Genomic DNA, 25,574 nt, shown 5'->3' with positions numbered 1-25,574 from the left:
TTAAGCAAAACTTATTGGGAACTAATATTTTCGGATCAATAAGTATTATTTAGGACGGTAATTTTAACCGTTTAAATACTAAATGATCCTGACTTTTTAGTCCTTAGTTTTTAGTCCAAAAAGCCAAAGGCTTTTTGGTAGCTCTTCCTTACATATTAAATAAAAGAAACTTCCTTTGACCGAATTTTATGGTCCGTTTGAGCGAAGCGAAAGAGGACATCATAAAATTCATGTTTTTTTGCTACTTTTTTGCGCCAAAAAAGTAGAGAAAGAATATTCATGATTTTTGGTTACTTTCCGAACGGTCGGACCCTTGCGCCAAAAAAGTAACAAGAAGAATATTCATGTTTTTATAGTTACTTTTTGTAAATTTTGCCTTAAGCAAAAGTTATTGTGAACTAATATTTTCGGACCAATAAGTATTATTTAGGACGGTTAATTTAATAACTAAATGACCCTAAATTTTTAGTCCTTAGTTTTTAGTCCAAAAAGCCAAAGGCTTTTTGGTAGCTCTTCCTTGCATATTAAATAAAAAAAACTTCCTTTGACCGAATTTTATGGTCCGTTTGAGCGAAGCGAAAGAGGACATCATAAAATTCATGTTTTTTTGCTACTTTTTTGCGCCAAAAAAGTAACAAGAAGAATATTCATGTTTTTTTGCTACTTTCCGAACGGTCGGACCCTTGCGCCAAAAAAGTAACAAGAAGAATATTCATGTATTTTTGCTACTTTCCGAACGGTCGGACCCTTTGCACCAAAAAAGTAGAGAAAAAAACGTATTCTATGCAACTTTTCAGCGAAGCGAAAGAGCTCATCATAAGGTACATTCTTTACGGTTGCAAATCTGGAAACATTGCAGCAACTTCAGAATAAAGCGATATTCCAAAATATCGCTTTAACTGTTCAACTTCGACCTAATATTTTCAAAAAGAGTATAAAGTGCTTTGGTTTGTCCTACCGGCACATCGAATTGTCGGTTCTCCATGGATAGTAGAAGTTCATGCGCCACCTCTTTCGGAGGAATTCCATTTGCCCCACCTATATCTGCTGAAAAATGGGTATTAACTAATGGAGGCATGAGTTCATATACCTCCAAACCTGTATCTGCGAAGGCCTTGCGTAGTAATTGAGTATAAGCACTCAATGCCGCTTTACTGGAGGAATACGTAGGAACTACCCCTTGAGGAGCTAGAGCCACAATGGAAGTGACATTGACTATCGCTGCCTCCTTCTTTACACTCAAAATGGGGAGTAAAAGTTCAGATAAATGAATAATGGAGAGATAGTTAGTATTTATTTCTTTAGCCGCATTTTGATAAGCATTTTCACTTCCGTTAAGGGTGTAAGCATACGCATCACCAGCGTTGTTAATAAGCCGTCAGGATAGTTATTCCTTAGTACTTCAGCAATCCTTTCGCGCTCACTCTCAATAGATAGATCTCCTTGGATGAATTCTGCATTATTCAGTTGGCCAAGTGCATTTTCCAGTCGCTCCTTGTTCCTACCATTAATGATCACTTTATTTCCAAGTGCAGAAAATTGTTTAGCTATTTCCAGACCGATTCCCGCAGAACCTCCCGAAATAAAGATGGTGTTACCTGTCGTTTTCATTGTATTGTATATGAATCACTTTTTAAATTTTTGCAAGAATAAATACCTTTTAAGTAGGTATCCATTTGATTTTACTTCTGTGCCAAAAGAATACAAGTTGATGTTCCATAGGCGTATAGGGTTCCGTCTTCCCCTTTCAGGTCAGCTTCTAACAGAGCCGTGGTTTTTCCAAAATGTAAAACTCTACCCTCCGCTATCACCTTTCCGACTCTCAACGCCTTTGTAAAATTCACTTTCAACTCCAGAATGGTGTATAAAAAGCCATGTTGTAATAAGGTATGCAAAGCACAACCCATCACGGTATCCAGTGCGGTGCTGATGATTCCCCCGTGCACACTACCTATGGGATTATAATGAAACTCCTGTGGAACAAATTGAAATTGAACTTTAGCCCTTTCAACCTTCAAAGGTTGAAAATCCAAGGTCTCAGCAAATGGGGGTGTTGGAATGCTACCCTTCCATAATCCCATTTAGCAATTCCATTCCGGGTAAGGCCTTAGACATTTCCGCTATATCCAAAGGATTAGCCCATTCGTAGGTTCTTTTTCTGAATACAGTATTCATTGGTTTGAATATTTACTTTTTATACCGATCGGTATTTTTATTTTCAAAAAAAATTACCTCAGTAATTCTTTTTCTATGATGAGTCGGATCCTTCTATCCATAATGGACAGATATTTAGGGTGGTTCATCATTTTAGCTATTAGAATATTCCCTTCCACTATACTAAAAATCAAGCTGGCATACTCCCCGGCATGAACATCGGATCTAAACTCCAAACTACAGATACCCTTTTCAATAGTCGACTTCAATAAGCCCAGAATATACTCCATATTGTTTCTGACGGAACCCTTCAAAAAAGTTAGGGAATCATCCGCTTCCACAGCTGCATTTAAAATAGGACACCCACCAGAAGCAGATAGATTCTTCCAGTTCTTCACGTAAAAATTTGAAAAAGCCAGTAAGGCCTCCTTTGCGGAGCAAGCTTCAGCTAAGACGCTTTCAATTTCACTAAAAACCCGGGAACAGTTGTACTCAAAAGAGGCTATAGCCAATTCATTCTTATCTTTAAAATTACCATAAATAGCGCCCTTCGTTAATTTAGTCACCTCCTGAATATCTGACAAAGAAGTATTTTCATAACCCTTAATATTAAATAGAGGAGCTGACTTTTGTATGATAAAAGCTCTGGTTCTCTCTGCTTTTCCCATGAACTTCCGTATTATAGTACGGCAAAGGTAATACCTTTTTATACCGATCGGTCTTTTTTCAAGATTTTTTATAAAAAACTACTAGAGCTGTTTTGAGGGCAACCGGATGAAAACACGAGAAGGAATTGAATTCCAAAAAAATCAGTCATAGCTTCAAACACATATAGAATATTCCGATATACCTTAAATCCTCCTATTTTTCAAACTACAAAAATTTTTTTTTGCCAAACTATTTACATTTTCAAGAAACCTTTTTACTTTTCAGAAAATTTAACAATTGACCTAAAATAATTAACCATTTAAATATCCAAGTTGGAAATGCGCAAAGAGCAAAATTTAAAATTGATTGTTGTTAAAATCAGAAATATGCATTAACTTTGCAGCCAACTTTTGTCAAATGCCTCCTTTTGCCTAAAGGAAGCCGCTTTGCACACTTAATCTATCTTTAATTTTTTTATTTAAATGGACTTAATTAAATTTGTAGAGTCAGAGGTGAACGGCACAAACGCTAATGTTCCTGACTTTAAGGCTGGAGACACAGTAAACGTGTACGTAAAAATTGTTGAAGGTAACAAAGAACGTGTGCAGTTGTACGCAGGTGTTGTTATCCAAAGAAAAAACTACGGTACTCCAGGTGAAACTTTTACAGTACGTAAAATTTCTAACGGTGTAGGCGTAGAAAGAATTTTCCCAGTACTTTCTCCTTCAATTGATAGGATTGAGGTAGTAAGAAGAGGAAAGGTTCGCAGAGCTAAATTGTACTACCTAAGAGGTAAACATGGTAAAGCGGCCAGAATCAAAGAATTGAAAAAATAAGCAGCATTGCTATAAAGATTTTAAGTAATAGCTTTTTCATAATTTGTAGAAAAACGTCATCTCTTTGAGGTGACTTTTTTTTTACAAGACTTTTTGACCTATGAAATTCTATAAATATCAAGGCACGGGTAATGATTTCGTGATGATAGACAATCGCTCTAACACCTTCCAAGGGGATGTAGCAGCTTTATGTCACAGAAGATTTGGGATCGGAGCGGATGGACTTATCCTGATCGAAAAAGAAGAAGGTTATGATTTTCGCATGCGCTACTTTAACGCAGATGGAGCCGAAGGAAGCATGTGCGGTAACGGAGGACGTTGCGCGGTTCAATTTGCCTCTGACCTTGGTATCTTTGAAGGAAAAACATCGTTTATCGCTGTAGATGGACCTCATGAAGCGGAGATCACTGACAAGAAAGTATCTCTTAAGATGATTGATGTCCACCCCCTTGAAGAAGTACCTGAAGGGTATTTCCTCAATACGGGCTCTCCGCATTTGATCATTTTCACTGAAAATGTAGATGCTATTGATGTTTCCACAGAAGGAGCAAAGATAAGATACAATGAATATTGGATGGCCAAAGGAGGCGTAAACGTGAATTATGTTCAAGTCCTTTCCCCCTCTTCCATCAAGGTCAGAACCTATGAAAGAGGAGTAGAAGACGAGACCTATTCCTGCGGTACAGGTGTGACTGCTGCAAGTATAATTTCACATTTTATCAAAGGTGTATCTACAAGAGTTGAAGTGGAAACTCTAGGAGGAAACCTAGAAGTCCAGTTTGATCCGGGATCCCTGATCACTAAGGTGTTACTGACTGGTCCTGCACAAAAAGTTTTTGAAGGCGAACTTTAGAATAAGTTCGCTTTTTTCTTGTAAAAAAAAAGCTAATTCCTTAACTTGCGTACGATTTCATCTAATACCTCAAGAAATCCGGCAGGAAAAACCAACTCCGCCTGTTCATATCAAGTCATTTTATTAAAGAATACAGATCAAAAGTGGCGTAATACTTGTGGATAAATCCAGCATACGCTTTCCATGTTCCTCGTGTACGCCCGAATCATAACATTTATCTAAGTGGAAGAAGAAAAGAAACCGGCCAAAGCCGCTAAAACCAAAGCGAAGGCCCCCGCTGCTGAGGAAGCAGCATCAGAAGAGCCTAAGGCTCCCAGGGTCAGGAAAAGAATCACTAGAGTAGTTTCAGAGGATACCACCCATGCTCCTAATACCGCACCAGTTCCGGCTTTCGAAGAATTGCCAATCGCTCCGGAAATAGAAGCAGAAATTGATATTCCGGTGGTCCCTGATGAAGAAATTGACATGTCTGACCTCCTGGAAGAGGTTCCGGACATCACTGACGAAGACCTTGGCATCTCTGAAGAGATAAGTAAAGAACAAGCCTTAGAAGCAAAACGTAAGGACGATTATTCCAAAAACATCAAGAAACAGTTCAACACTCTCGTAAAGGAGTTTGACGGTTTAATTGACAATACCGGAGTACTGGAAATCATGAGTGAAGGCAGCTACGGATTTTTACGTTCTGCTGACTACAACTACCTGGCTAGTCCGGATGATATCTATGTATCTCCATCCCAAATCAAGCTTTTCGGTTTAAAAACCGGAGATACTATTCACGGAACCATTCGCCCTCCAAAAGACGGGGAAAAGTACTTTGCCCTTCTAAAGGTGATCTCCGTTAATGGTAAAACCACAGAAGAGATCAGAGATAGAATTCCGTTTGAATACCTGACTCCGCTGTTCCCACAGGAAAAAATCAAACTAAGTACACGTCCGGAGATCATGTCTACCCGCGTATTAGATTTGTTTTCTCCTATAGGTAAAGGACAAAGGGGAATGATAGTGGCTCAACCCAAAACGGGTAAAACCGTCTTATTAAAGGAGATAGCAAACGCCATCACCATTAACCACCCAGAGATCTATTTGATTATACTACTTATAGACGAAAGACCGGAAGAGGTTACAGATATGCAACGTAGCGTTAAGGCAGAGGTGATCTCCTCTACCTTTGACGAAACGGCAGAAAAGCACGTAAAAGTATCCGGAATGGTACTTGAGAAAGCCAAGCGTCTGGTTGAGTCCGGTCATGATGTGGTCATCCTCTTAGACTCTATTACTCGTCTGGCGCGTGCCTATAACACTACCCAGCCATCCTCAGGTAAGATCCTATCCGGTGGTGTGGATGCTAATGCCCTTCATAAGCCTAAGCGCTTCTTTGGTGCAGCTAGAAAGATAGAAAATGGAGGTTCATTAACCATCATCGCTACCGCCCTAATTGATACTGGATCTAAAATGGACGAAGTAATCTTTGAAGAATTCAAAGGTACAGGTAATATGGAACTCCAACTGGATAGAAGATTAGCCAATAAACGGGTATTCCCTTCTATAGATATCCTTACTTCAGGAACTAGAAAAGAGGACCTTTTAATGGAAAAAGACGAGCTACAAAGAGTGTGGCTATTAAGAAAATACATGGCAGATATGAACCCTATGGAAACTATGGAGTTCTTACTATCCAAAATGCGAGGTACTCGGGACAACGCAGAGTTCTTAGCCACCATGAACAGATAATGAAAAAAGCCGGATTAATCTCCGGCTTTTTTACTTCTCATCCTTTTGAATTTCTTATTACCAAACTATTTTACAGGGAGTAAGAAGGTACTGATTTTACCACCAGTACCTCTCCTATTTATTATACCTTAATTATTTCCACCTACACGTTGCTGCTCAGAAGCAGTTGCCGTTTGACGATTTCTCGCTCCTTTCACATTTTGGTTTCCAAAACGATAAACGAACGTGGCTCTTACGCCTCTGCTATCCCAAACATTGCTTACATTCAATTTAACACCACCGAAGTCCTGTCGGCCTCTCCATCTAGCAGTTGCAAAGATATCATTCACTGTAACCTTAAAAGTACCTTTGTTTTTCAATATGGATTTAGACAAACCACCATTCACCGCATAGATCTCTCTACCTCTGAATGTACCTTCCACTCCTGCAGAGTTAAACCACATAGAAGCTTCTCCATTCCAACCTTTACCTATTGCAAACACTTGGGAAGTGTAGAAGTTATAAAGTAAGTTTTTAACATTCAACACATCTCCCATTAATTCTCCTTTATAAATGGCATAAACACCACTGAAGTTATTGTTCATGCTCCACCATTTGTTCACTTTCACCGGGAAACTGATGCTTGCATTATATGTTTGTCGGGTACCGATATTCTCTCTAATGGCAAAGGAAACATTATTAGGGTCAATTTGCGCGTTAGGATTATGCTCAATCAACTTTTGCAAAATCTCAGGCTCATTCCTAGCGTCCTTCACTATCTGACTGAAGAAATCACTGGTATAACCGTAACCCAATGACGTCACTACCGACTGTTTCCAGGTATGAGATAACTCCACTGAGTGGCTCAATTGAGGTTTCAAATACTCGTTTCCTAGTTCATAAGTGTAAGGATCCAAGAAGAAGATAAAAGGGTTCAAACTATTATAATCCGGTCTATCTATTCTTCTGCTGTAGTTCAGGTTCAAGGTATTATTCTCATTGATAGTACGAGTAATGTAAAGCGTAGGGAACAGGTTCACATAATCTCGCAATCGCCTTTCCTTGAGGGTCAAAGATTCTCCCTCTGAGTGCGTATGCTCCATTCGTAAACCTGCCTGTAAGCTCCACTTATCATTGAATTTCTTATTATAGTTTGCGTAAGCTGCGTTAATGTTTTCTTTATAAATAAAGTGGTTAGTTCTAGCTAAGTCTATTGCACCATCGTTGTAGAACTTCATGTCGTTGTCGGATTTTACAAAACTGGATTTAACACCTGCTTCAAGTCGTGCATTAGTAGAAGGAAGAGGCAGTGTAAAATCAGATTTCACAGCTATAATGTTAAATTCATTAGGCATGTCACTGTGCATATTCAACTTATCACCCACAGGTTTCCCGTCTGGTCCGAAAAACTCCGTGACCATGCCACGTTCTTTATTTTTATTATCGTAAATAGAATAGTCAACATCTGCGGTGATTTCAGCACCCTTACTGTTCAATACCTGCTTAAAGTTTCCGTTAATCGTCCAGTTATTCCACTGCTGCTTAGGGAAGGAAGTGGTATATAATTTTGAACTCAGATTTTCATTATCTTTTATGATCGTCCAACTATCAGAAGGTTCAGCAAACTGCCAATAACCTAAATTACCTGTCACCAATACGCCTACAGTAGTATTCTTACTTGCAAAATAATCCGAACCAGCGCGTAGAGATAAGTTAGAACTTTCAGTCTCCCTCGATACAATCTGATCTAAATTTTTGGTTTCAATTTCTCTGGTAATATGATTCCTATTGTAATTTTTACCCGCTCTATAGCTGATATTCCCAAAGGTATTAAACTTGCCTTGACGGTTATTTAGATTCAAGTTCATATTATACTTAGGAAAACTTCCGCTCACTTCAGCATAATCCGGTGGTATGCTTAATCCACCACCCAAAGTAAAGGCACCATTTGTTCCATAATTCTTATTCTTCTTCATCACTAAATTAATGATACCTGAATTTCCAGCAGCATCGTATTTGGAAGAAGGGTTACTTATGATCTCAATCTTCTCTATCTGATCAGATGACATGTTCTTAAGAAGGTTAGTCAACTGTTCCTGAGTCATATAGGTAGGTTTACCATCCATATAGATAACCACACCTTGCTTACCTTTTAAGGATATATTATCATTCTGGTCAATAGATACTCCCGGAGCCCTCTGAAGAACTTCTAGAGCTGTACTACCTGCATTTACTATACTAGCCTCCACATTCATTACCAGTTTATCAGCATGCTGTTCTAAGAGTGGCTTTTTGGCAGAGACAGTAACGTTTTTCAACTCTGTACTTGCAGGTAACAAAGTAAAATGAGGCAAGATTACTTCCGGATTACCTGCACTAAGTACCACCTTAGGAGAGGTATACTTGTTGTAACCTACCATGGTAGCAGATACCAAATATTCCCCAAAAGGCAATTCATCAAAGACAAATTCTCCATTCTCATCTGCCAAAGCGGCTTTTACCATAGAAGAATCAGAAGAATTCAAAAGTAGGACGTTTGCAAATCCTAATTCCTGGTTATTTTCGTCAGAAATCTTGCCGGAGATCTTTCCGGTGGTGCGGGCAAAGGCTGAAATGCCTAGAGTACACCCTAGTAAAAGAAGTAATAGCTTTTTCATGTTTTTGTTATAAGTAATAGCTTGATAGCGAACCGATACAAAACTATTTCCTATCTATTTTCCATACAATAATTAAGGGATAGACGGCAAGTTTCATATTTTAAGTGGCCATTCTATGAGGTAAGATGGAAGAAAGCCTTCGGAGGTCGCGTGATTTTGATTTTTTTTGAAAAAAAAATCACCCACTATGAAAGCAAAAAATCGCCCTAAAAAATTCCTGCTGTTTTCACAGAAATTAAGTTACTAATAATAAATACCTTACAAGGCTAGGTACCTCATAGCAAAATAGTCAATACTTTTTCTTTGGATGCTCACTTAAATGAGTCCATTCTTTGCAGCCCATTTGATTAGGCCTGCAGTATTATTGACTTCAAACTTCGTCAACAGATTCTTCCTGTGACTGTCCACCGTGTGCGGACTTACAAATAACCTCTCTGCAATCTGCGGATTAGTTAATCCTTCTGCAATTAGCACCAGCACTTCTCTTTCTCTTGTGGTCAATACCGGCATTTTCTTGATTTCTTCTCTACTTATATCTAGCTCTAAACTCATATATAGTTTCCCTGAGCTGACCGTAAGGATAGCCTCTTCCATCTCCTCTCTAGAGGCACTTTTAAGCAAATAACCGCTTGCTCCGGCTTGAACCATCTGAGAGACATAGCTTCTTTCATTATAGGTACTCATAGCTATTATCTTCACGTTAGGATATTCCTTTCGAATCTTAGAGCTTAATTCTATTCCTGATATCTCCGGCATATTTATATCCGTTATGACAATTTCAGGGAGAATCTCTTTCAAATGTTCTATGGCTTGATAGGCATTTTGGGCTAAACCTGTCACCGTGACAAAAGGAATCCCGGCCAACATACTTCGCATTCCCTCCAAAACCATGGGATGATCATCCACAACTAAGATCTTGATCTTATCCATTGCATTCAATATATATAGAAGTGCCCTTTTCGGGAACCGACTTAATATCCATGCTTCCTCCCAAATAATTCACACGAGATAGAATGTTTTTCAATCCGGCAGTTGGACTCTCCTCCCATCTCCCCGCATCAAAGCCCTTGCCGTCGTCCTCCACTGTTATGCTGATAGATTGCTCCCTTTTCAGTACTTGAACGAGTATATTCTCTGCATCTGCATGCTTAATCGCATTATTCACCAATTCTTGGACTATCCTATAGACACTGACTTCCGTTGAGGAATTCATCCTCTCACTAAGACCATGGAATTCTGTACTTACCTTAAACTTGCCTACACTGCTAATGCTCTCACAATAATCTCGTAGGGCTTGTTCCAGACCCAATTGCAGCAATGCCTCCGGCATCATATTATGAGCTACTCTTCGCATCTCGGCTATGGATTGGTCTAATTTGTTCAGTGCACTATTAAAAAGAACTCCGTTCTCTTCTGTCATAATCATGTTTCCCTTCATGGCTCCTAGTTGTAATTTTACACCACTTAGCATCCCGCCTAGACCGTCATGAAGATCCTTTGCCAGTCGGCTACGCTCATCTTCTTGTCCTTTCAAGAGGGATTGGGCAGCTAAGAATTGTTTTTCGGTTTCTAACTCGTCTATTTTTGCCTTTTGGATTTCTTGTTTGTTCCTGTAATTTCTGTACAGCAATAGGAGAATCATTCCTAAACCAAGCGTACTCCCTATGAGAATATAATTCAGCAGATTTTTACGCTGAATGGTGGCGTCCTGTAGAAGGATCTGCGCCTCTTTCTTTTCTGACTCGAAGCGTTCCTCAGCCATTATGATCTGATTCCGGGTTTCCTTACTCAGGATACTATCTTTCAAAACAAATGACTCATTTAACAGGGAATTCCCCTCTTCTAATCTTCCCATGGCCATGTACAGAAGCCCTTTTCTATACAAGGCGTCTTGACGCTCCTCTAGAAATTCATTTTGGTCTGCCATTGACAAGGTAGTATCCAAATATTTGCCGGCGTCCATAAATTGACGTTTAAATGTATAATGGACGCCCAATGCTTTATTGACCAATAAAATTCCCATTTTATTTCCTTGCTCTTCAGCTATAGGCAAAGCTTCTTTAGCGTACTTTTCAATTATGGGATCTGAGCCTTTTCCATCCCAGATATAATTATTCATCAGAGAAACTAAACAGTGCAGGCGTAATTCCTCAAAGCCAATATCTCTGGCCAGTTTCAAAGATTCATGTAACAAAGACCTTCCCTTTTCGGCATTTCCTGAAGCTTCATAAGCACTTCCTGTGTTTAATAACACCTGACCCAACATGCGAGGATCACCGGCTTCTCTGAAATAAGACAAGGAGGATTCCAACTGCCTAATGGCTTCATCTTTCTTACCTAGATCCAAGTAAACGGGACCTAGTAGAAAGGAAATATGTGCGGTAATCCTGGGGTGATGATTTGCAAAGGATTTCCCCTTCAAGTAATAACGTACAGCACTATCGTATTGCTGCTTATAATTAAACACATTCCCTAGATTGATATAGCATTTAGCCAACTGAATAGAGTCTTTCGTATGCTCTACCAACTTTATTACTTCTTTATTTATGACCAAAGAGGAGTCATATTCTCCCTGAGCATTAAGAATATTACAATAATAAGAGGCAAACAAAACCCTTCCTCTGAGGAATCCTATCTCTTCGCTTAATTGTTTGGCTTTTAAATAGTAAGATTTCGCCTTTGTATAATCGCCTTTAGCATATTCAAAACCTATATCATAGTAAAGAAGTACCAAAGAGGTATCCTTCTTTGCTTTAGGCAATAGCCTGAGCATACTATCAAGTTCGGACCTCTGCTGAGACCATGCCCCTGCTATAAAAGCTAGGCTGAGCACTAGTGTGAGATATGTCTTCATTATGTAAAGATATCAAAATCAAAAGCTTATAAACAATCCCCTGTTCAAGGGATATTTCAATGGATAAAATTCCACTTTTCAAGGGATTGATTAGCCCAACCATTAGAGAGACCTTTACATCATCAAACTCAACTTTAAATGTTCATGAAATTTAATCTTAAAATCTATCTGCCCGCTCTCCTATTCCTCTCATCCTGTGCATCAAAAAAAGAGCCAGAGCCTCAAGAAACTCAATTTGTAGACATGAGTGAGCTAGTGACTCAATGGGACGATGGCTGGGTAAGTCGGATCAAAGAACACTGGACAGAGGTAGAAAAAGGAAATATGAAAGTTTTGATCTATCACCCTCATTCATTAGCAGACGCCTATCAATCTAACCTAGATCAAGGAAATTCGGACGCTGCAGATCTATTGGTGGCCCCTTACTTTTCCGATTTTACATCAGTCCAAAGCAGAGGGATTCAGAGTTTTGAAAGTATAACCTTCATAACGGCTGATGCTATAGAAAAAGAAAACGGTAAACCGGTGCATCTGGTCTTCTTTAAGAAGCATTATAATTCGGGAATAGGTCGTTACCTGCTGGTTGTAGCAGATAGCAAGGCATCTTTTGAGAGAGAATTTGGAAATAATTATATCAATAGTTCCAGTTGGGACTATATGGATCAAATGGCCAGTTGGACAAAGTTAGCTAACATGCAATTCCGTAATCGCTTTGGTTTGCATGCTGAAATCCTCCAAGGCACGTGGTCTTCTGGAAGTACGTCCACCTTGAGCTATTACTATGCCAATGGAGGCTATGCAGGCGCCACCGGAGCTGCTGTAGCAGACGAATTCAAGTTCTTCTCCAATCAAAAATATGAAAGTGTACACTCCGGCGCCTCAGGAATAATAGGGAATATGCAGTTCTCAAAAGCAGAATACAAAGGAAACTACAGCATACAGAACTGGTGGGGACTAAAATTGACCAACAGATTTGAGGGTACTACAGAGGATTTCGACGGATATTTTGAAGCCATTAGCAAAGGTTTACTTTTGGTACTAATAGATAAACATCAGACCGTGACCACTTTAGCTAAACATTAACTAAGATGAACTTATCAGTAATTTTCGGATCATTTCTGCTCATAGGCAGTACTTACGGACAACTGATCCATCTCGATACTAAGTCCACACAAGGAAAAACTTCCAGTAATTCTTCTCAAAAAAAGTCCCTCTCCTTCCAGGTGGAATATGATGCACCTAGCAGCACTTCCAAGGTGAGCCAAGGCGCACAAGTTCTCTGGCTGGCTTTAGGATATGGCAAGAAATTCAAGGCTCCTGAAGATTCTAAACTAAAGCAAGTCATTGCCATTAATCCGTATTTATCTCCCGAAAAGCCATTTTTTGGAGAGATGATTGGTATGCAAACCATGCCAGATGGCAGCATATTACTTGCCGGAACAGGTGGATTAGATCCTGAAGGTGGAACTAAGGGGGTGGGATGGTGGAAAATAACTCCGGAAGGCTCGATAAGCTCATGGGTCTCAAGACCGTTGCATATACGTGTCTCCGAAATCTATCCAAATAATGAATTCAGCATTACTAAGGAGGGTTCAATTTTAATGAGTAGCAAGGAAGGTTCAGTTATCAAAATCAAAGAAGATGGAGAGATCCAAAATATTGCTTCAGGCTTTAAAAATCCCGGGAAACCTATACAAGATTCTAAAGGAAACATCTGGGTTGCAGTGGGAGACACAGACTGTGAGTCTGCATGTAAACTCCTGAAAATTTCGACCAATGGAACCATAAATACCGTCATAGATTCTGATAAAACCTGGTCCAACAAAATCCTCCCAGCTACGGAAAAAATTACCTTAGGCATACTGACTTGGGATCCTACAAAGGAGGAAATTGTTTCCGGAGGCTCTTTTATAACCGCCAAACCACATAGTTTACATTCAAGCATTTGGAGAATATCGACCGATGGTCATGCGAGGAAAGTATTTTATTCTACAAAAGGCGGGCAGGGCACAGATGGTATTCAAGATTTAAGTCTTGACAATGAAGGAAGAATTATAGTTGGTGTCAGAATCATGAACAGCAGGGCCAGGCAACAATTAACTAGGCTGGATGAACGTTCAGGAAAACTTACAGCATTAACGGGATCTACTTTCCAAAAGAATACCGCCGTCTATGACCATAGACCGGGTCATGAAGAAGCCCCTTATGACGGGCCTGCCTCAAATGCCAATATCCGTAAGATCAAAAACCTATGCACTACTCCGGACGGCACCATCTATTTTTTGGACGAACATCAGTTAAGGCGATTAGATAAAGACGGCATAGTTCGTACATGGGCATACTAAAACATACCATCATGAAAAAGGCAAAAATTTTAAGGTTCCTAAAATTTGGAACCCATCTTAAGCAACTAAAATCATCGTTTCCTTTTAATAGAGGACCTCTCACCCTACTATTATGTTTCATCTTTCTGTCTTGCAGTAAAGAGGATGTACCAAAGCCATTGGATTTATCTAACCTGTCCGTAGTCACAACAGAAAAAGGTCAGGTTATTCCCGGTGGAATATATGTCCAAAAAAACATAGGCAGAGAAGGTGGGACAGTGCAGTCTCCCGGTGGAGAAATCAAAATTCAAATTCCTTCCGGAGCATTGAACAATACACAGTCCATATCCATACAAGAAATCAGCAACACTGCTCCCCTAGGAGCGGGTAAGAGCTTTCGTCTAAGCCCTGAAGGCACCACTTTTTTAAAACCCGTAAAGATCACCATGAAATATGGTGATACACCCTCCATGTTTGCTTGGATTGTAACCCAGAAAGAAGACGGCACATGGCTAGGAGATACCAGGACTCTGGTAGATGAAGTAGAAGGTACTGTCTCTGTTGAAACTACACATTTTAGTGATTGGGCAAATGGCCGAATCATTGATTTGAAAGCTTCTCCCGCTCACAGTACCTTGGGTGTAAATAAAAGCAAGGATATAGTTATCACTGGCTTTGCGAAGCCAGATCCTGGTGAAGTACCGGACTTAGTTCCACTGAAACCTATACATCCAAAAGAAGACGAGGAACTAGTAGGAATCCCCTCAATGGAGGAATTATTAAGGTTAGATCGCTACCATGCTTTACGATTAATTTCGTGGACATTAGATGGGGTACCAGCACCTACATCTGGAAATAAGGGAAAACTGAAAGCTAATAATTTCTCTGCTCAATACACAGCACCTGCAAAAGTACCTAATCCTCAAAAGGTTCAAGTTAGCGCTTCTATCGAGGGCACAAGGGCAGACGGTTCACGTACCAAGGTAATTTTAGCATCGAATATAGATATTATTGACGGATACTACTTAAGAATAGAGTTAGATGGTCAAGAATACATGTTAAGCGGGGATCAGGCCATTCTTGCCTTTACACCAAGAGATAATGAAAAGATGATCCTGCAGGCTATTCAGAATGAAGATTTTATATTGGGGATTAGGATTATGGATGAGACCCCGGACTTCAGTGGAAAACCTAAAGTGTATACCATAGGAGATGAAGCTACTTCCCTACCCAATACCGTAGAACTCCTGATTGACGGTATGAAAAACAGCTTTTACAACCTAAGTTATTCGGGGGTACCGTATTTGCAAAAATGTATTCCTGACGCTAACAGTATAAAATTTGAGCCGGTTAGGTTTAGCATGGTTAGAAACGATGGCAAATATTTACCTGGTGTAGGTAAACTATACGATGTAGAGGGCACATTTTCTACCAAAGTATATTATTATAACATGAATGAGGTTCCATGTGGACCGGCAAAAGCTTACACTTTAAAAGGTGAATTCCTCTTACAAGGAACAGAAATAACAGTCGAAGATTGATTTCTGGAAATGTGGTCTATATTTGCCACATTATGAAAAATAACATCCTTAAAGGATACTTCTTTGCCGCAGCTTCTGCTATATCATTCGGACTGATTCCTTTGTTCATCATTCCCTTGAACGAGAAGGGTATACATTTAGATACTACTCTGTTTTTCCGCTTTTTATTTGCGGCTTTGATGATAGGAGTCTACTGTACTTTTAAGAAACAATCCTTGAGGGTTAACCAAAGGGATTTGTTTTTGCTTTTTGTCTTAGGGATTCTGTATGCTTTGTCGGCTGAGTTTCTACTTTGGGGATACTCTGCCATGTCTCCGGGAATAGCCTCCACCGTTTTATATGTTTATCCTTTAATGGTGGCAATACTCTTGTATTGGAAATATAGTGAGAAGATCTCTAACCCTACCAGATGGTCTATGTTTTTGGCGCTGCTTGGTGTTTTGATTATAGGTTGGGAAGGTGAAAATATGAGATTCAATTTTTGGGGTACAATCATAGTTTTGACTTCAGCAATGACCTATGCTCTATATATGGTGATTGTAAACAAAGGTAAATTACAAGCGCAAGGAATAGTGGTGACCTTTTATTCGGTTTTGTTTTCTTCCTTTTACTATCTCATCAAGATGAGTATGGGTAGCTTCATCCTGCCTTCTCTTGATACCTTAGGATTTATCAGCCTGTTTTCTTTAGTTACTGTAGTAATATCAGTACTTTTTATAATATTGGCTATCCAATGGATTGGATCTACACCTACCGCCATATTAGGTGCCTTAGAACCTGTAGTAGCGGTAGGTGTGAGTGTAGCCATCTTTGGAGAGAAAGCTACATGGAATCTTTTTGCGGGACTTATACTGGTCTTAAGTGCCTTAATGGTCAAGGTTTTAGGCGACACCCAATCCCTCCGCCACTAAATACAGGATAGACTCATAGTTCTTACCTGTAGCATGTGTCATGGCCATCTCGCAAGTACGTGTGCTGGAATAATGACCTTCTACATGATGATGACCATTCACCTCTCTAGCTTCTTTCTCAGTAGCAGAAGTGGTCAATTCTGGGAACAAGAAACCTCTATCTCCGGCCATACCGCAGCATCCCCAATCCAATGGAACAATCACTTCCTCCGCAAATGTTTCAGCGATCTTCTTCAGCATCCCGGTACTCTGCATCTTTTCAGATGAGCAAACAGGATGTAGAACCACCTTCCCTTTTTTATTTGAAGACTGAAGCTTTGGTAACACATCTTGATATAAGAATTCTATACTATCCCAGATGGTCAGTTGCTTATACCTGTCTTGGTTGACCGGATTTAATACTCCAAACATATTTTTGATTGTGTACTCGCAACTGGTCACGTCTATCACAATGGGTAGTTTACCTTCCAAAGAAGAATTCCACATACGTTCTACTATCTCATTTGCTGTATAAGCGTAAGCATCTGAAAAACCTTTGGAAGAATAAATCTGACTGCAGCAACTACTACCTATCTGATCCAGAACTTTGGTCTTTATACCTACCTGATCACAGATGGCATAAAAAATCTCTAACATGTTCTTCTTCTGTCCGGGATAAGTCCCCATCATACGGGTAATACATGCTGGAAAATAAACGATATCCGGATCAGCATCATTTCTATATCGGAGTGCAGGAGGTTCAGGTATTTCCGGAGTCCAATTAGGTATATTCGGTATGCCTTTCGTGATTTTTTCCAGGGTTCTCTCTCCCACTATCCTTTTAGCTACATGGGCCACTTCCAGACCCCATTGTAATCCCTTCACCACGGTCCCGAAATTTTTTGCTGTCCAAAGGGCTGTTTTATTCTGCCAAACGGCATGGGTATCTACCCTTAGGTGTTTCACGAGATCTCCCGTATTAATATTTACAGGACAATTCAAGGCGCATAAACCATCTACTGCGCATGTATCCAATCCGTGATACTCAAACTGCTTAGCTAAAACCTTATACTCCTCCATACGGCCATCCGCCTTGAAGTTTTCTAAGACTCTACGAGTGACTATTCGTCTCCGTGGAGAAGCAGTTACTTGACGAGAAGGGCAACTAGGCTCACAGAAGCCACATTCTATACATTTATCTACCTCTTGCTCCACGGAGGGCATACGTTTTAGGTTATGCAAGTGGGCATCTTTAAGAGGGTTGATAATTACCCCCGGATTCAAAAGGGATAGAGGATCTACTGCGTCCTTCAACCTTTTCATGATATGGTAGGCTTCTCCTCCCCATTCCGTTTCCACAAAGGGAGCCATATTTCGGCCCGTACCGTGCTCCGCCTTCAATGCTCCGTCATATTTCTTTACCACTAGGTTTACCACATCGTCCATAAAGCGCTCGTACCGCTTTATTTCATGATCTGTAGCAAATGTCTGGGTTACCACAAAATGGATATTCCCATCTTTAGCATGACCAAAGATGATTCCATTTTCGTATCCATGTTTTTGAAACAGGTTTTGGATATCTATAATAGCATGACCAAGGTGATGTAAAGGGAATGCCACATCTTCAAGGATTACCGTGGTTCCACTGGCTCTCACCGCCCCTACTGCTGGGAACATCCCTTTTCTCACTTTCCAATAGAAAGCTTGAATAGCCGGATCACGAGTAAATACAGGTGCTTCCACCAAGCTAAACTCCGGAAGTCGAGATTCAAATAAAGCTACTGTATCTTCCAGTTCCTGTATACTGTCTTCCTGAAACTCTACTAATAATGCAGCTGCAGGCTCAGGTAGTGTTTTCACTACTGCAGGCATCCCATCTAAATCTTCTACTGACCGAAGTGATGCCCTGTCCATCAATTCCACCATGGCTGCGCCTGTCTCCATTAAAGATGGGATAGCTTGGCAAGCTGAAAAGATGTCTGTGAAATAGATTAGGCCCGTAGACTTGTGAGGTTTATCCGGAACCGTTTCCAGAACTGCTTCAGAAATGAAGGCCAATGTTCCTTCTCCTCCTATCAGTAGATGTGCAAAAATATCCAGTGGTTTCTGATAGTCAATGAATGCATTTAAACCATAACCTACCGTGTTCTTAGTCTGATATTTATGTCGGATTCTATCAAAAAGCTCCGTATTCCTAAGGATTTCCTCTCTCAGTAAAACCAAAGTGGCCGCTAAACCTTGACATTCTGTTTCGAACCGGAGGTAATCTGATTCCACCTCAGTAGAAAAGGAATTACCATCCGGAAGGATGAACCGTATATACTTTAAGGTGTGATAGGAGTTTTGTACTACTCCACAACACATCCCACTGGCGTTATTGGAGAGTATACCACCCATCATGGCAGCTCCGATACTGGAGGGATCCGGCCCTATTTTCCTTTTATATGGCTTTAGGTGAGCGTTCACCATGGAACCTGTGATACCCGGCTGCACCCTAACGCTCTTCCCATCTTCTTCAATTTGGATCTTTTTCCAAAATTTGCTGAGGTCCACCAGAATACCGTCAGTAATGGATTGTCCTGAAAGACTGGTGCCTCCACCTCTAAAGACTAAGGGAACATTATAATCTCTGGAAATCTGAAAGAGTCCTTTGATTTCATCGTCGTTTTCAGGTTGGACAACTGCTTGAGGCACGAGGTAATAAAACCCTGCATCAGAAGCATAAGAGACTCTATCGATCAGTTGATCTTTTACTTTGTGAGTTCCAAGAAAATTCTTTAATGTTCTTAACATTATTTTTTATAAATGGTGGTAGGTGCAGATTGAGCCCTAGCATAGAGGGTCATATCTGCTACAGTAACATGTGCTGGGGCATTTACGCAATAAAGAATAGCATCCGCTATATCTTCCGGCTTAAGAGGTTCAAAACCTTCGTAAACTTTAGAAGCACGGTCTGCATCTCCTTTGAAACGTACTAAAGAGAATTCTGTTTCTACAGCTCCCGGAGCTATGTTAGTCACTCGAATATTATGCGGAGTAAGATCTTTTCTCATGCCTTCACTAATGGCCTCCACACTGTGCTTTGTAGCACAATAAACGGCCCCGTTTTCGTAGACATGTTTTCCGGCAACAGAAGATAGGTTCACGATATGCCCATCTTTTCTTTCTACCATTCCCGGCATCACAAACTTGGAAACATTAAGTAAGCCTATGACATTGCTTTGGATCATTGCGTTCCAATCGCGAATATCACCATCTTGAATACTGGAAAGGCCGTGTGCATTACCTGCATTATTTACTAAGATATCAATGGGATCTGAGATACTTTGGATGGCCTGTCCTACCGCATCATAATCTGACACGTCAAAAGTGAGCAAATGTACATTGACTTTCCCCTCTAACTCGGCTTTTAAAGCTTCTAACCTTTCTTTTCTTCTACCACAAAGAATCAGGTGAATACCGGCTCCTGCAAAGGCTCTTGCAGTAGCTTGACCTATACCTGAACTTGCTCCTGTGATCAATGCTGTTCTGCCCATTTTATTTTCATTGTTTTGGATGGGCAAATTTACAAAAAACCTAGAGCACCTGTATTAATTTAGGAGAGATCTCATGATTTCCGTCTTATCTGGACTAACTGTGGTACAGATTTTATAAACCGCTTCTTTTTCCTTCTTAGATGCTTCCGAAAAGACACCCGTAAATTCTTCACCTTTTGCATCCATCAGGAGGGTCAATAGAGTAGCTGATGGTCTCAGTTCATTCAGCGTTTTGACTGTTTCAATGAATTCCATCATTATCTTTCTCCCTTCTGCCGGTTTTTCTGTCAAAATATCCAGACCTAATCTATGGTACTCATAAAATCTCTCTCTATAAACCGCAAATTGAGGATTTCTTAGATTTTCCATGATCCAATATCTGTCCCTAATATCAGCACTACTTAACCATGCTCCACCAGCCGCATTTCCGGCTAATGTGACGATATTATAAAGTCTATCTACAAAGGGATTGCCCCCGAATCTGGAAAAGGAATCATAATCAATAGCCAGAGCCGTTAACGAATAAAAGGCCAGCATACTGGTTAAGTTACTAGTAAAGATCTGTTCATTGAAGATCATTTGTCGGCTCTCCGGAGCAAAGGACACATCAAAATTTCTATCCAGAAAAGAAAAGATTACACTTTCATAGGTAGATCCATATACCGGGCGTAGCACCTGGAACTGAGCCGTACCGGAATAATTATATTGGCCTGAAGATCTCAGGAGATTTATGTTTAGGTTACATTTGATCTTTTCTCCGGGCGCAAATATGTCGTTTGTCCAACGCTGCCCGTTCATGAAATCTGAAATACTTCTCTCTAGTTCTGCGAAAATCTCTCTATCACCAGAAGTGTTGGAACTCAATTGAGAGAAGTTTACGCGAACCTGGCACTGCAGTTCCTGTGCTTGAACCTTAAATCCTAGTAGAGCAAAGAGAATAAAGATCTTTTTCATAAATCATTCATATAACGAAGTACGGCTTCACGAATATCCATAGCCACTTCCTCTTTTGATTTTAAATCATAGGCCTGCTTTTGCCCATCTTTGGTAAATAGAGTAACCTTATTAGTATCATAACGAAAACCTGCACCCTTATCTTGCAGTGAGTTTAGGACTATGATATCAAAGTTCTTTTTATGTAATTTTTCCTGGGCGTGCTCAAACTCGTCATTGGTTTCCAAAGCAAAACCTACATGTATTTGACCCTCTCTTTTTACTTGCCCCAACTCCTTTGCGATATCCACCGTCCGGACAAGGTCAATATACATATCATCTTCTGACTTCTTCATTTTTTGTGTAGCCACCTCTGCCGGTTTATAGTCGGCTACCGCTGCTGAAAAAATGACAATATCAGCCTGTGCATGCAACTCAAACGCAGCGGCATACATTTCCTGGGCACTTCTTACAGAGATGCGATTTATTCCTTGAATTTCCGACAAGCCTACCGGCCCTGAGATCAAATCCACCTGTGCGCCTCCCCTGGAAAAAGCCCTGGCCAATTCATATCCCATTTTTCCGGAAGAATGATTAGAGATATACCTTACCGGATCAATGTCCTCTTGTGTAGGGCCTGCGGTGATCACTACGCGCTTCCCTTCTAATCTGGAATCTTTAAGGAAACTACTTTTTAATGCTTCTACTATCTCTTCCGGCTCCACCATTCTCCCCTTTCCCACTAAACCAGAAGCTAATTCACCAGAATTTGGCTCCAAAATTTCATTCCCGTAACTTTTCAGAATAGCGAGATTAGCTTGGGTAGAGGGATGGGCATACATATCCAAATCCATGGCCGGAGCAATGATCACGGGACAACGAGCCGATAAATAGACGGCTTGCAAGAAATTATCGCAAATACCCGTAGCACATTTTGCAATGGTATTTGCAGAGGCCGGAGCAATGATGATTCTATCTGCCCATAATGCTAGATCTACATGATTAGCCCACTCTCCCGTTTGAGGATGAGTAAATGCCATTTCAACCGGATATCCCGATAGAGTGGAAAGAGTCAGAGGTGTAATGAATTGCTGAGCACTGTCTGTCATCACCACCCTTACTTCTGCTTTATCCTTAACTAACAATCGCACTAAGGTAGCAATCTTATATGCCGCGATACTTCCGGTAACTCCTATTACAATCTTCTTTTGATAAAGAGACATATTTGAATCGTCTATGAAAGGTAAAATTAGAGCATTATTTTCCTGCAAATGCAAAATAGGCTAAGGAAATAATTTGTGAAGCTAAGATAGACCCTGTAGTTTTACAGATTATTTTCAGAGAAATGCTTTACGACACCGTCATCATTGGAGGAGGAATAGTAGGACTTGCTACTGCTCTACAGCTTTTAGAGAAAAAACCGAGCTTAAGATTACTACTTATAGAGAAGGAGAATCAAGTTGCCGCTCATCAGACGGGTCATAACAGTGGAGTAATACACTCCGGGTTATACTATAAACCGGGCAGTCTTAAAGCAAACAACTGTATCAAAGGATATCATCAACTCCTGGATTTCTGCCAAAAACATGAGATCCCACATGAGATCTGTGGAAAGATTGTGGTGGCCACAACAGAGGAACAAATACCTTTAATGCAGAATTTATACGATCGCGGTATTCAAAATGGCTTAAGTGGTTTAGAGATTCTCTCACCTGAACAAATGAGGGAAATAGAACCTCATGTAGCAGGAGTGAAAGGCATAAAAGTTCCTCAAACCGGGATCATCAACTATAAGGTAGTGGCAGAAAAATATGCCTACCTGATTCAAGAAAAAGGCGGACGAATTCAATTAGGTGAAAAGGTCTCTTCCATCTCCGAAAGAGAAGGAAAATCTACTATTGTGACGCAAAAAGGCAGTTACGAAACCAAATTAGTCATTAACTGTGCTGGTCTTTATTCTGATAAGGTGACCCAACTGACAGAGAGAAATCCTATAAATCTTCGAATCATACCTTTTAGAGGAGAATACTATGAACTAAAACCAGAAAAGCATCACTTGGTAAAGCACTTGATATATCCTGTACCAGATCCTAATTTCCCTTTCCTAGGAGTACATTTTACCAGGATGATAGAAGGTGGAGTGGAGGCTGGCCCTAACGCTGTCTTGGCTTTCCGCCGGGAAGGATATAAGAAAACGGACTTTTCTTGGCCGGAGCTTAAAGAGACACTAGCTTGGCCGGGATTTAGAAAAGTGGCAGGAAAATATTGGAAAACGGGTATGGGTGAATACTATCGTTCTTTCTCTAAATCAGCGTTTACTAAGGCCTTGCAAGCTTTATTGCCCGAACTAAAAGAAGAGGACTTGATCCCGGGAGGTGCGGGAGTCCGCGCACAGGCATGTGATGAACAGGGAGGATTGCTGGATGACTTCGCCATTATAGAGAATGCGCAGTCAATCAATGTCTGCAATGCACCTTCACCTGCAGCCACCTCTTCGCTATCCATTGGAGATACCGTTTCAGATTTGGCACTTAAACGTATTATTGATTAGATTTGTTATACTAAAATATAGGGATGAACCCGGAATCACTCGTATTCTTTAATCTGCAAATCTATGTTTTGGGGTTTATACTATTTATGATCCTCAGTCGTACGGTATTTGCCAGAACCGCAGGAGTAATTTCTTTGGTTATCAATATCCTTGGACTGATATCCACTTCTAATTTCTTAGTCAACACAGTTGGCACCATTTCACTGCATTACGAGTGGATCTCTTTAGAGGAAAGCTCTATTTCCTTTACTCTACTGATCAACCCGCAAACCCGGTTTATGCTCTTTTTAGTGCAGATCATCAGTGGCTTTGTTAATTTATTTTCTTTGAAATACATGGCCAAAGAACCCGGAGTCAGTAGGTTCTTTGCCTATCTCAATCTTTTTATCTTCTCCATGCTGGGACTCGTTCTAGCAGGAAACATGCTCCAACTGTACTTCTTCTGGGAATTAGTGGGTTTTTGTTCTTACTTGTTGATTGGATTTTGGTACACCAAACCTTCAGCAAATGCTGCAGCCATCAAGGCTTTTCTTTTAAATAGACTAGGAGATGCATCCCTACTATTAGGGGCCCTTTTGATATATTATTTATATGGCACCTTCAGATTTGATGATTTTGCACATGGAGAGATCATCGTAAGGGAGTATTGGTATTTAGATGGTGGTCAATGGCAAACGGTGGCCATGGTATTGATCTTTGGAGGAGTAATGGCTAAGTCTGCCCAGCTCCCACTCCAAGTTTGGCTAGCTGACGCCATGGAAGGCCCCACCCCGGCATCTGCCTTAATCCATGCCGCTACTATGGTGGTGGCAGGGGTATTCTTATTGGGAAGAATCTCAGTACTTATCACTCCAGACGCAGGTCTATGGATCAGTTCTGTGGGAGCGGCAACTAGTGTCTTTGCAGCACTTTCAGCCTTGTTCCAAAATGATCTAAAAAAGGTTTTGGCTTTTTCTACCGTTTCCCAACTGGGATTCATGGTGACCGGAATGGGCATGGGGGAAGTAGCTGCTTCTCTCTTCCACTTGACTACGCATGCCTTTTTTAAAGCAGGCTTATTCTTGTGTGCGGGAGCCATAATCTCATATATGCACCATGAGCAAGATATGCGTAAAATGGGAACTCTAATCAAGGCTTTACCCGCTGTTTTCGGCTCATTTTTGGCATGTTCTGCCGCATTAGTGGGCTTGCCACTTACGGGAGGGTATTTAAGTAAAGAATCTATACTTAATGCCGCTTGGGTTTATGGATTAAACGGAAGTATACTACATTTAATGGTACCTGTTTTATTAACCATTACAGCTTTCATTACTACTTTATATACCGTAAGAATGGTGGTTATGGTTTTCTTCCAAAGAGAAGACAGCCCTGTAGATATACTTTTAGACACCACAAAAAAGACCGTGGATGGAGCCTTGAAATCCTTTAAGGATCTTCTTACCGGAGATAATAAAGGTTCAGGTGAGGAAAAGGTGATTCAGTTAGTAAGAAGTTTAGGCATTTATGATATAGTAACCCTGGGCTTAGGAATAAGTGCATTGTGGTTCTTTTATAGTCCCTCACCCGTTCATTTACATGAAGTTTGGTTCTTCCAAGAGTTTGGAGGAGTTAAGGAAATCTATGATTGGTTGCCATGGCTGGTAGGCTTTCTCTTTTTAGCCGGCCTTCTGATAAGTTATAACCAAACGCTGGAAGAAATTCGAAGATTTTATTTTAAAACCCCTGCCCCCGCGTGGCGTGTATCTTTTGCCCTTTTGGCCATCAATCAATTTGGTATGAGTAGAATGTACGAAAATCTTTTTTCTGCATTCATGCGAAGCCCAATACTGAGAATGATTCAAAAAATTGAGGTGAAGGGAATAGATGCCGCTGTAATGAAACTTGGAAAAAGTTCCGTTTATTTTGCTCAATGGGCAGGATATATCGAAAAGAAATATATAGATGCCGCTGTTATGGGAAGTTTCCAGGCGGTGAAGAAATTAGGAAATTGGATGAGGACTCAAGGACAGGGGAATGTACAAAGGTACCTTTTGATCTGGGTCATCAGTTTAGTAGCCATTTTGGTATTGTTAATCCTACTTTGA

At 40.4% G+C, this 25,574-nt stretch carries 18 protein-coding genes and 1 pseudogene; 9 read left to right on the top strand and 10 right to left on the bottom strand.

What is annotated here, in order from left to right:
• Window positions 1–895: 895 nt before the first annotated feature.
• The 3 genes and pseudogenes from LBYS_RS17040 to LBYS_RS17030 all read right to left on the bottom strand — a co-directional run bounded on the left by LBYS_RS17040 (window position 896) and on the right by LBYS_RS17030 (window position 2,822).
• A pseudogene (locus LBYS_RS17040) lies at window positions 896–1,611 on the bottom strand (SDR family oxidoreductase).
• 71 nt (window positions 1,612–1,682) lie between these two features.
• On the bottom strand, window positions 1,683–2,081 hold the full coding sequence (locus tag LBYS_RS17035) for a PaaI family thioesterase (protein ID WP_049781400.1): 399 nt from the start codon (window positions 2,079–2,081) through the stop codon (window positions 1,683–1,685).
• A gap of 147 nt (window positions 2,082–2,228) precedes the next feature.
• Window positions 2,229–2,822, bottom strand: coding sequence for a TetR/AcrR family transcriptional regulator (locus LBYS_RS17030; protein WP_013410085.1), 594 nt, complete (start codon window positions 2,820–2,822; stop codon window positions 2,229–2,231).
• A gap of 462 nt (window positions 2,823–3,284) precedes the next feature.
• Between LBYS_RS17030 and rplS the strand changes: the two genes are divergently transcribed.
• From rplS to rho, 3 genes are all read left to right on the top strand, one after another.
• Window positions 3,285–3,638, top strand: a complete 354-nt coding sequence (rplS, locus tag LBYS_RS17025; RefSeq protein ID WP_013410084.1) for a 50S ribosomal protein L19 — start codon at window positions 3,285–3,287, stop codon at window positions 3,636–3,638.
• Window positions 3,639–3,738: 100 nt separating this feature from the next.
• Window positions 3,739–4,491, top strand: a complete 753-nt coding sequence (gene dapF / locus LBYS_RS17020; protein WP_013410083.1) for a diaminopimelate epimerase — start codon at window positions 3,739–3,741, stop codon at window positions 4,489–4,491.
• Between the two features lie 222 nt (window positions 4,492–4,713).
• Entirely contained in the window at window positions 4,714–6,225 is a 1,512-nt protein-coding gene (rho, locus tag LBYS_RS17015) for a transcription termination factor Rho (RefSeq protein WP_013410082.1), read from the top strand.
• A 128-nt stretch (window positions 6,226–6,353) separates the two neighbouring features.
• Here rho and LBYS_RS17010 read toward each other — a convergent pair whose 3' ends face one another.
• The 3 genes from LBYS_RS17010 to LBYS_RS17000 all read right to left on the bottom strand — a co-directional run bounded on the left by LBYS_RS17010 (window position 6,354) and on the right by LBYS_RS17000 (window position 11,715).
• Window positions 6,354–8,861, bottom strand: a complete 2,508-nt coding sequence (locus LBYS_RS17010; protein WP_013410081.1) for a TonB-dependent receptor domain-containing protein — start codon at window positions 8,859–8,861, stop codon at window positions 6,354–6,356.
• A 315-nt stretch (window positions 8,862–9,176) separates the two neighbouring features.
• A complete protein-coding gene (locus tag LBYS_RS17005; protein ID WP_013410080.1) occupies window positions 9,177–9,791 on the bottom strand; it encodes a response regulator in 615 nt (204 codons plus the stop codon).
• Window positions 9,784–11,715, bottom strand: a complete 1,932-nt coding sequence (locus LBYS_RS17000; RefSeq protein ID WP_013410079.1) for an ATP-binding protein — start codon at window positions 11,713–11,715, stop codon at window positions 9,784–9,786. The genes LBYS_RS17005 and LBYS_RS17000 overlap by 8 nt, the downstream gene beginning before the upstream one ends.
• Window positions 11,716–11,859: 144 nt before the next feature.
• On the opposite strand from LBYS_RS17000, the gene LBYS_RS16995 reads away from it, so the two are divergent.
• From LBYS_RS16995 to LBYS_RS16980, 4 genes are read left to right on the top strand one after another with little or no spacing between them, the layout of a single operon-like run.
• Entirely contained in the window at window positions 11,860–12,798 is a 939-nt protein-coding gene (locus LBYS_RS16995) for a hypothetical protein (RefSeq protein WP_013410078.1), read from the top strand.
• Window positions 12,799–12,803: 5 nt separating this feature from the next.
• Window positions 12,804–14,060, top strand: a complete 1,257-nt coding sequence (locus LBYS_RS16990; RefSeq protein ID WP_013410077.1) for an NHL repeat-containing protein — start codon at window positions 12,804–12,806, stop codon at window positions 14,058–14,060.
• Between the two features lie 11 nt (window positions 14,061–14,071).
• Complete coding sequence (locus LBYS_RS16985; RefSeq protein ID WP_013410076.1) at window positions 14,072–15,580, top strand: hypothetical protein; 1,509 nt, start codon at window positions 14,072–14,074, stop codon at window positions 15,578–15,580.
• A gap of 32 nt (window positions 15,581–15,612) precedes the next feature.
• Window positions 15,613–16,491 (top strand): DMT family transporter, encoded by an 879-nt coding sequence (locus LBYS_RS16980; protein WP_041823873.1) that lies wholly within the window; start codon window positions 15,613–15,615, stop codon window positions 16,489–16,491.
• Here the strand turns inward: LBYS_RS16980 and LBYS_RS16975 are convergent.
• The 4 genes from LBYS_RS16975 to coaBC are packed head-to-tail and all read right to left on the bottom strand — an operon-like array spanning window position 16,462 to window position 22,162.
• Entirely contained in the window at window positions 16,462–19,263 is a 2,802-nt protein-coding gene (locus LBYS_RS16975) for an FAD-binding and (Fe-S)-binding domain-containing protein (protein ID WP_013410074.1), read from the bottom strand. The genes LBYS_RS16980 and LBYS_RS16975 overlap by 30 nt on opposite strands.
• Window positions 19,263–20,006 carry an SDR family NAD(P)-dependent oxidoreductase gene (locus tag LBYS_RS16970; RefSeq protein WP_013410073.1) on the bottom strand — a complete coding sequence of 248 codons (744 nt, stop codon included), beginning with the start codon at window positions 20,004–20,006 and terminating at the stop codon, window positions 19,263–19,265. Before LBYS_RS16970 ends, LBYS_RS16975 begins: the two co-directional genes overlap by 1 nt.
• A 54-nt stretch (window positions 20,007–20,060) precedes the next feature.
• Complete coding sequence (porD, locus tag LBYS_RS16965) at window positions 20,061–20,960, bottom strand: type IX secretion system protein PorD (RefSeq protein WP_013410072.1); 900 nt, start codon at window positions 20,958–20,960, stop codon at window positions 20,061–20,063.
• Window positions 20,957–22,162, bottom strand: a complete 1,206-nt coding sequence (gene coaBC / locus LBYS_RS16960) for a bifunctional phosphopantothenoylcysteine decarboxylase/phosphopantothenate--cysteine ligase CoaBC (protein ID WP_013410071.1) — start codon at window positions 22,160–22,162, stop codon at window positions 20,957–20,959. The genes porD and coaBC overlap by 4 nt, the downstream gene beginning before the upstream one ends.
• 122 nt (window positions 22,163–22,284) lie before the next feature.
• Between coaBC and lhgD the strand changes: the two genes are divergently transcribed.
• On the top strand, window positions 22,285–23,490 hold the full coding sequence (gene lhgD / locus LBYS_RS16955) for an L-2-hydroxyglutarate dehydrogenase (protein WP_013410070.1): 1,206 nt from the start codon (window positions 22,285–22,287) through the stop codon (window positions 23,488–23,490).
• Between the two features lie 23 nt (window positions 23,491–23,513).
• On the top strand, window positions 23,514–25,574 hold the full coding sequence (locus LBYS_RS16950; RefSeq protein WP_013410069.1) for an NADH-quinone oxidoreductase subunit 5 family protein: 2,061 nt from the start codon (window positions 23,514–23,516) through the stop codon (window positions 25,572–25,574).

The sequence above is a fragment of the Leadbetterella byssophila DSM 17132 genome (genome assembly GCF_000166395.1).
Classification (GTDB): Bacteria; Bacteroidota; Bacteroidia; order Cytophagales; family Spirosomataceae; genus Leadbetterella; species Leadbetterella byssophila.
This window is presented reverse-complemented; position numbering and strand designations above follow the sequence as displayed.

What these genes read in the sequence shown, in the direction of transcription:
- LBYS_RS17000 (WP_013410079.1), bottom strand. Translation starts at nt 11,715, where the DNA reads ATGAAGACATATCTCACACTAGTGCTCAGCCTAGCTTTTATAGCAGGG.
- LBYS_RS17010 (WP_013410081.1), bottom strand. Translation starts at nt 8,861, where the DNA reads ATGAAAAAGCTATTACTTCTTTTACTAGGGTGTACTCTAGGCATTTCA.
- LBYS_RS16970 (WP_013410073.1), bottom strand. Translation starts at nt 20,006, where the DNA reads ATGGGCAGAACAGCATTGATCACAGGAGCAAGTTCAGGTATAGGTCAA.
- LBYS_RS16995 (WP_013410078.1), top strand. Translation starts at nt 11,860, where the DNA reads ATGAAATTTAATCTTAAAATCTATCTGCCCGCTCTCCTATTCCTCTCA.
- LBYS_RS16975 (WP_013410074.1), bottom strand. Translation starts at nt 19,263, where the DNA reads ATGTTAAGAACATTAAAGAATTTTCTTGGAACTCACAAAGTAAAAGAT.
- LBYS_RS17035 (WP_049781400.1), bottom strand. Translation starts at nt 2,081, where the DNA reads ATGGGATTATGGAAGGGTAGCATTCCAACACCCCCATTTGCTGAGACC.
- LBYS_RS16990 (WP_013410077.1), top strand. Translation starts at nt 12,804, where the DNA reads ATGAACTTATCAGTAATTTTCGGATCATTTCTGCTCATAGGCAGTACT.
- LBYS_RS17005 (WP_013410080.1), bottom strand. Translation starts at nt 9,791, where the DNA reads ATGGATAAGATCAAGATCTTAGTTGTGGATGATCATCCCATGGTTTTG.
- LBYS_RS16950 (WP_013410069.1), top strand. Translation starts at nt 23,514, where the DNA reads ATGAACCCGGAATCACTCGTATTCTTTAATCTGCAAATCTATGTTTTG.
- dapF (WP_013410083.1), top strand. Translation starts at nt 3,739, where the DNA reads ATGAAATTCTATAAATATCAAGGCACGGGTAATGATTTCGTGATGATA.
- LBYS_RS16985 (WP_013410076.1), top strand. Translation starts at nt 14,072, where the DNA reads ATGAAAAAGGCAAAAATTTTAAGGTTCCTAAAATTTGGAACCCATCTT.
- rplS (WP_013410084.1), top strand. Translation starts at nt 3,285, where the DNA reads ATGGACTTAATTAAATTTGTAGAGTCAGAGGTGAACGGCACAAACGCT.
- porD (WP_013410072.1), bottom strand. Translation starts at nt 20,960, where the DNA reads ATGAAAAAGATCTTTATTCTCTTTGCTCTACTAGGATTTAAGGTTCAA.
- LBYS_RS16980 (WP_041823873.1), top strand. Translation starts at nt 15,613, where the DNA reads ATGAAAAATAACATCCTTAAAGGATACTTCTTTGCCGCAGCTTCTGCT.
- LBYS_RS17030 (WP_013410085.1), bottom strand. Translation starts at nt 2,822, where the DNA reads ATGGGAAAAGCAGAGAGAACCAGAGCTTTTATCATACAAAAGTCAGCT.
- coaBC (WP_013410071.1), bottom strand. Translation starts at nt 22,162, where the DNA reads ATGTCTCTTTATCAAAAGAAGATTGTAATAGGAGTTACCGGAAGTATC.
- lhgD (WP_013410070.1), top strand. Translation starts at nt 22,285, where the DNA reads ATGCTTTACGACACCGTCATCATTGGAGGAGGAATAGTAGGACTTGCT.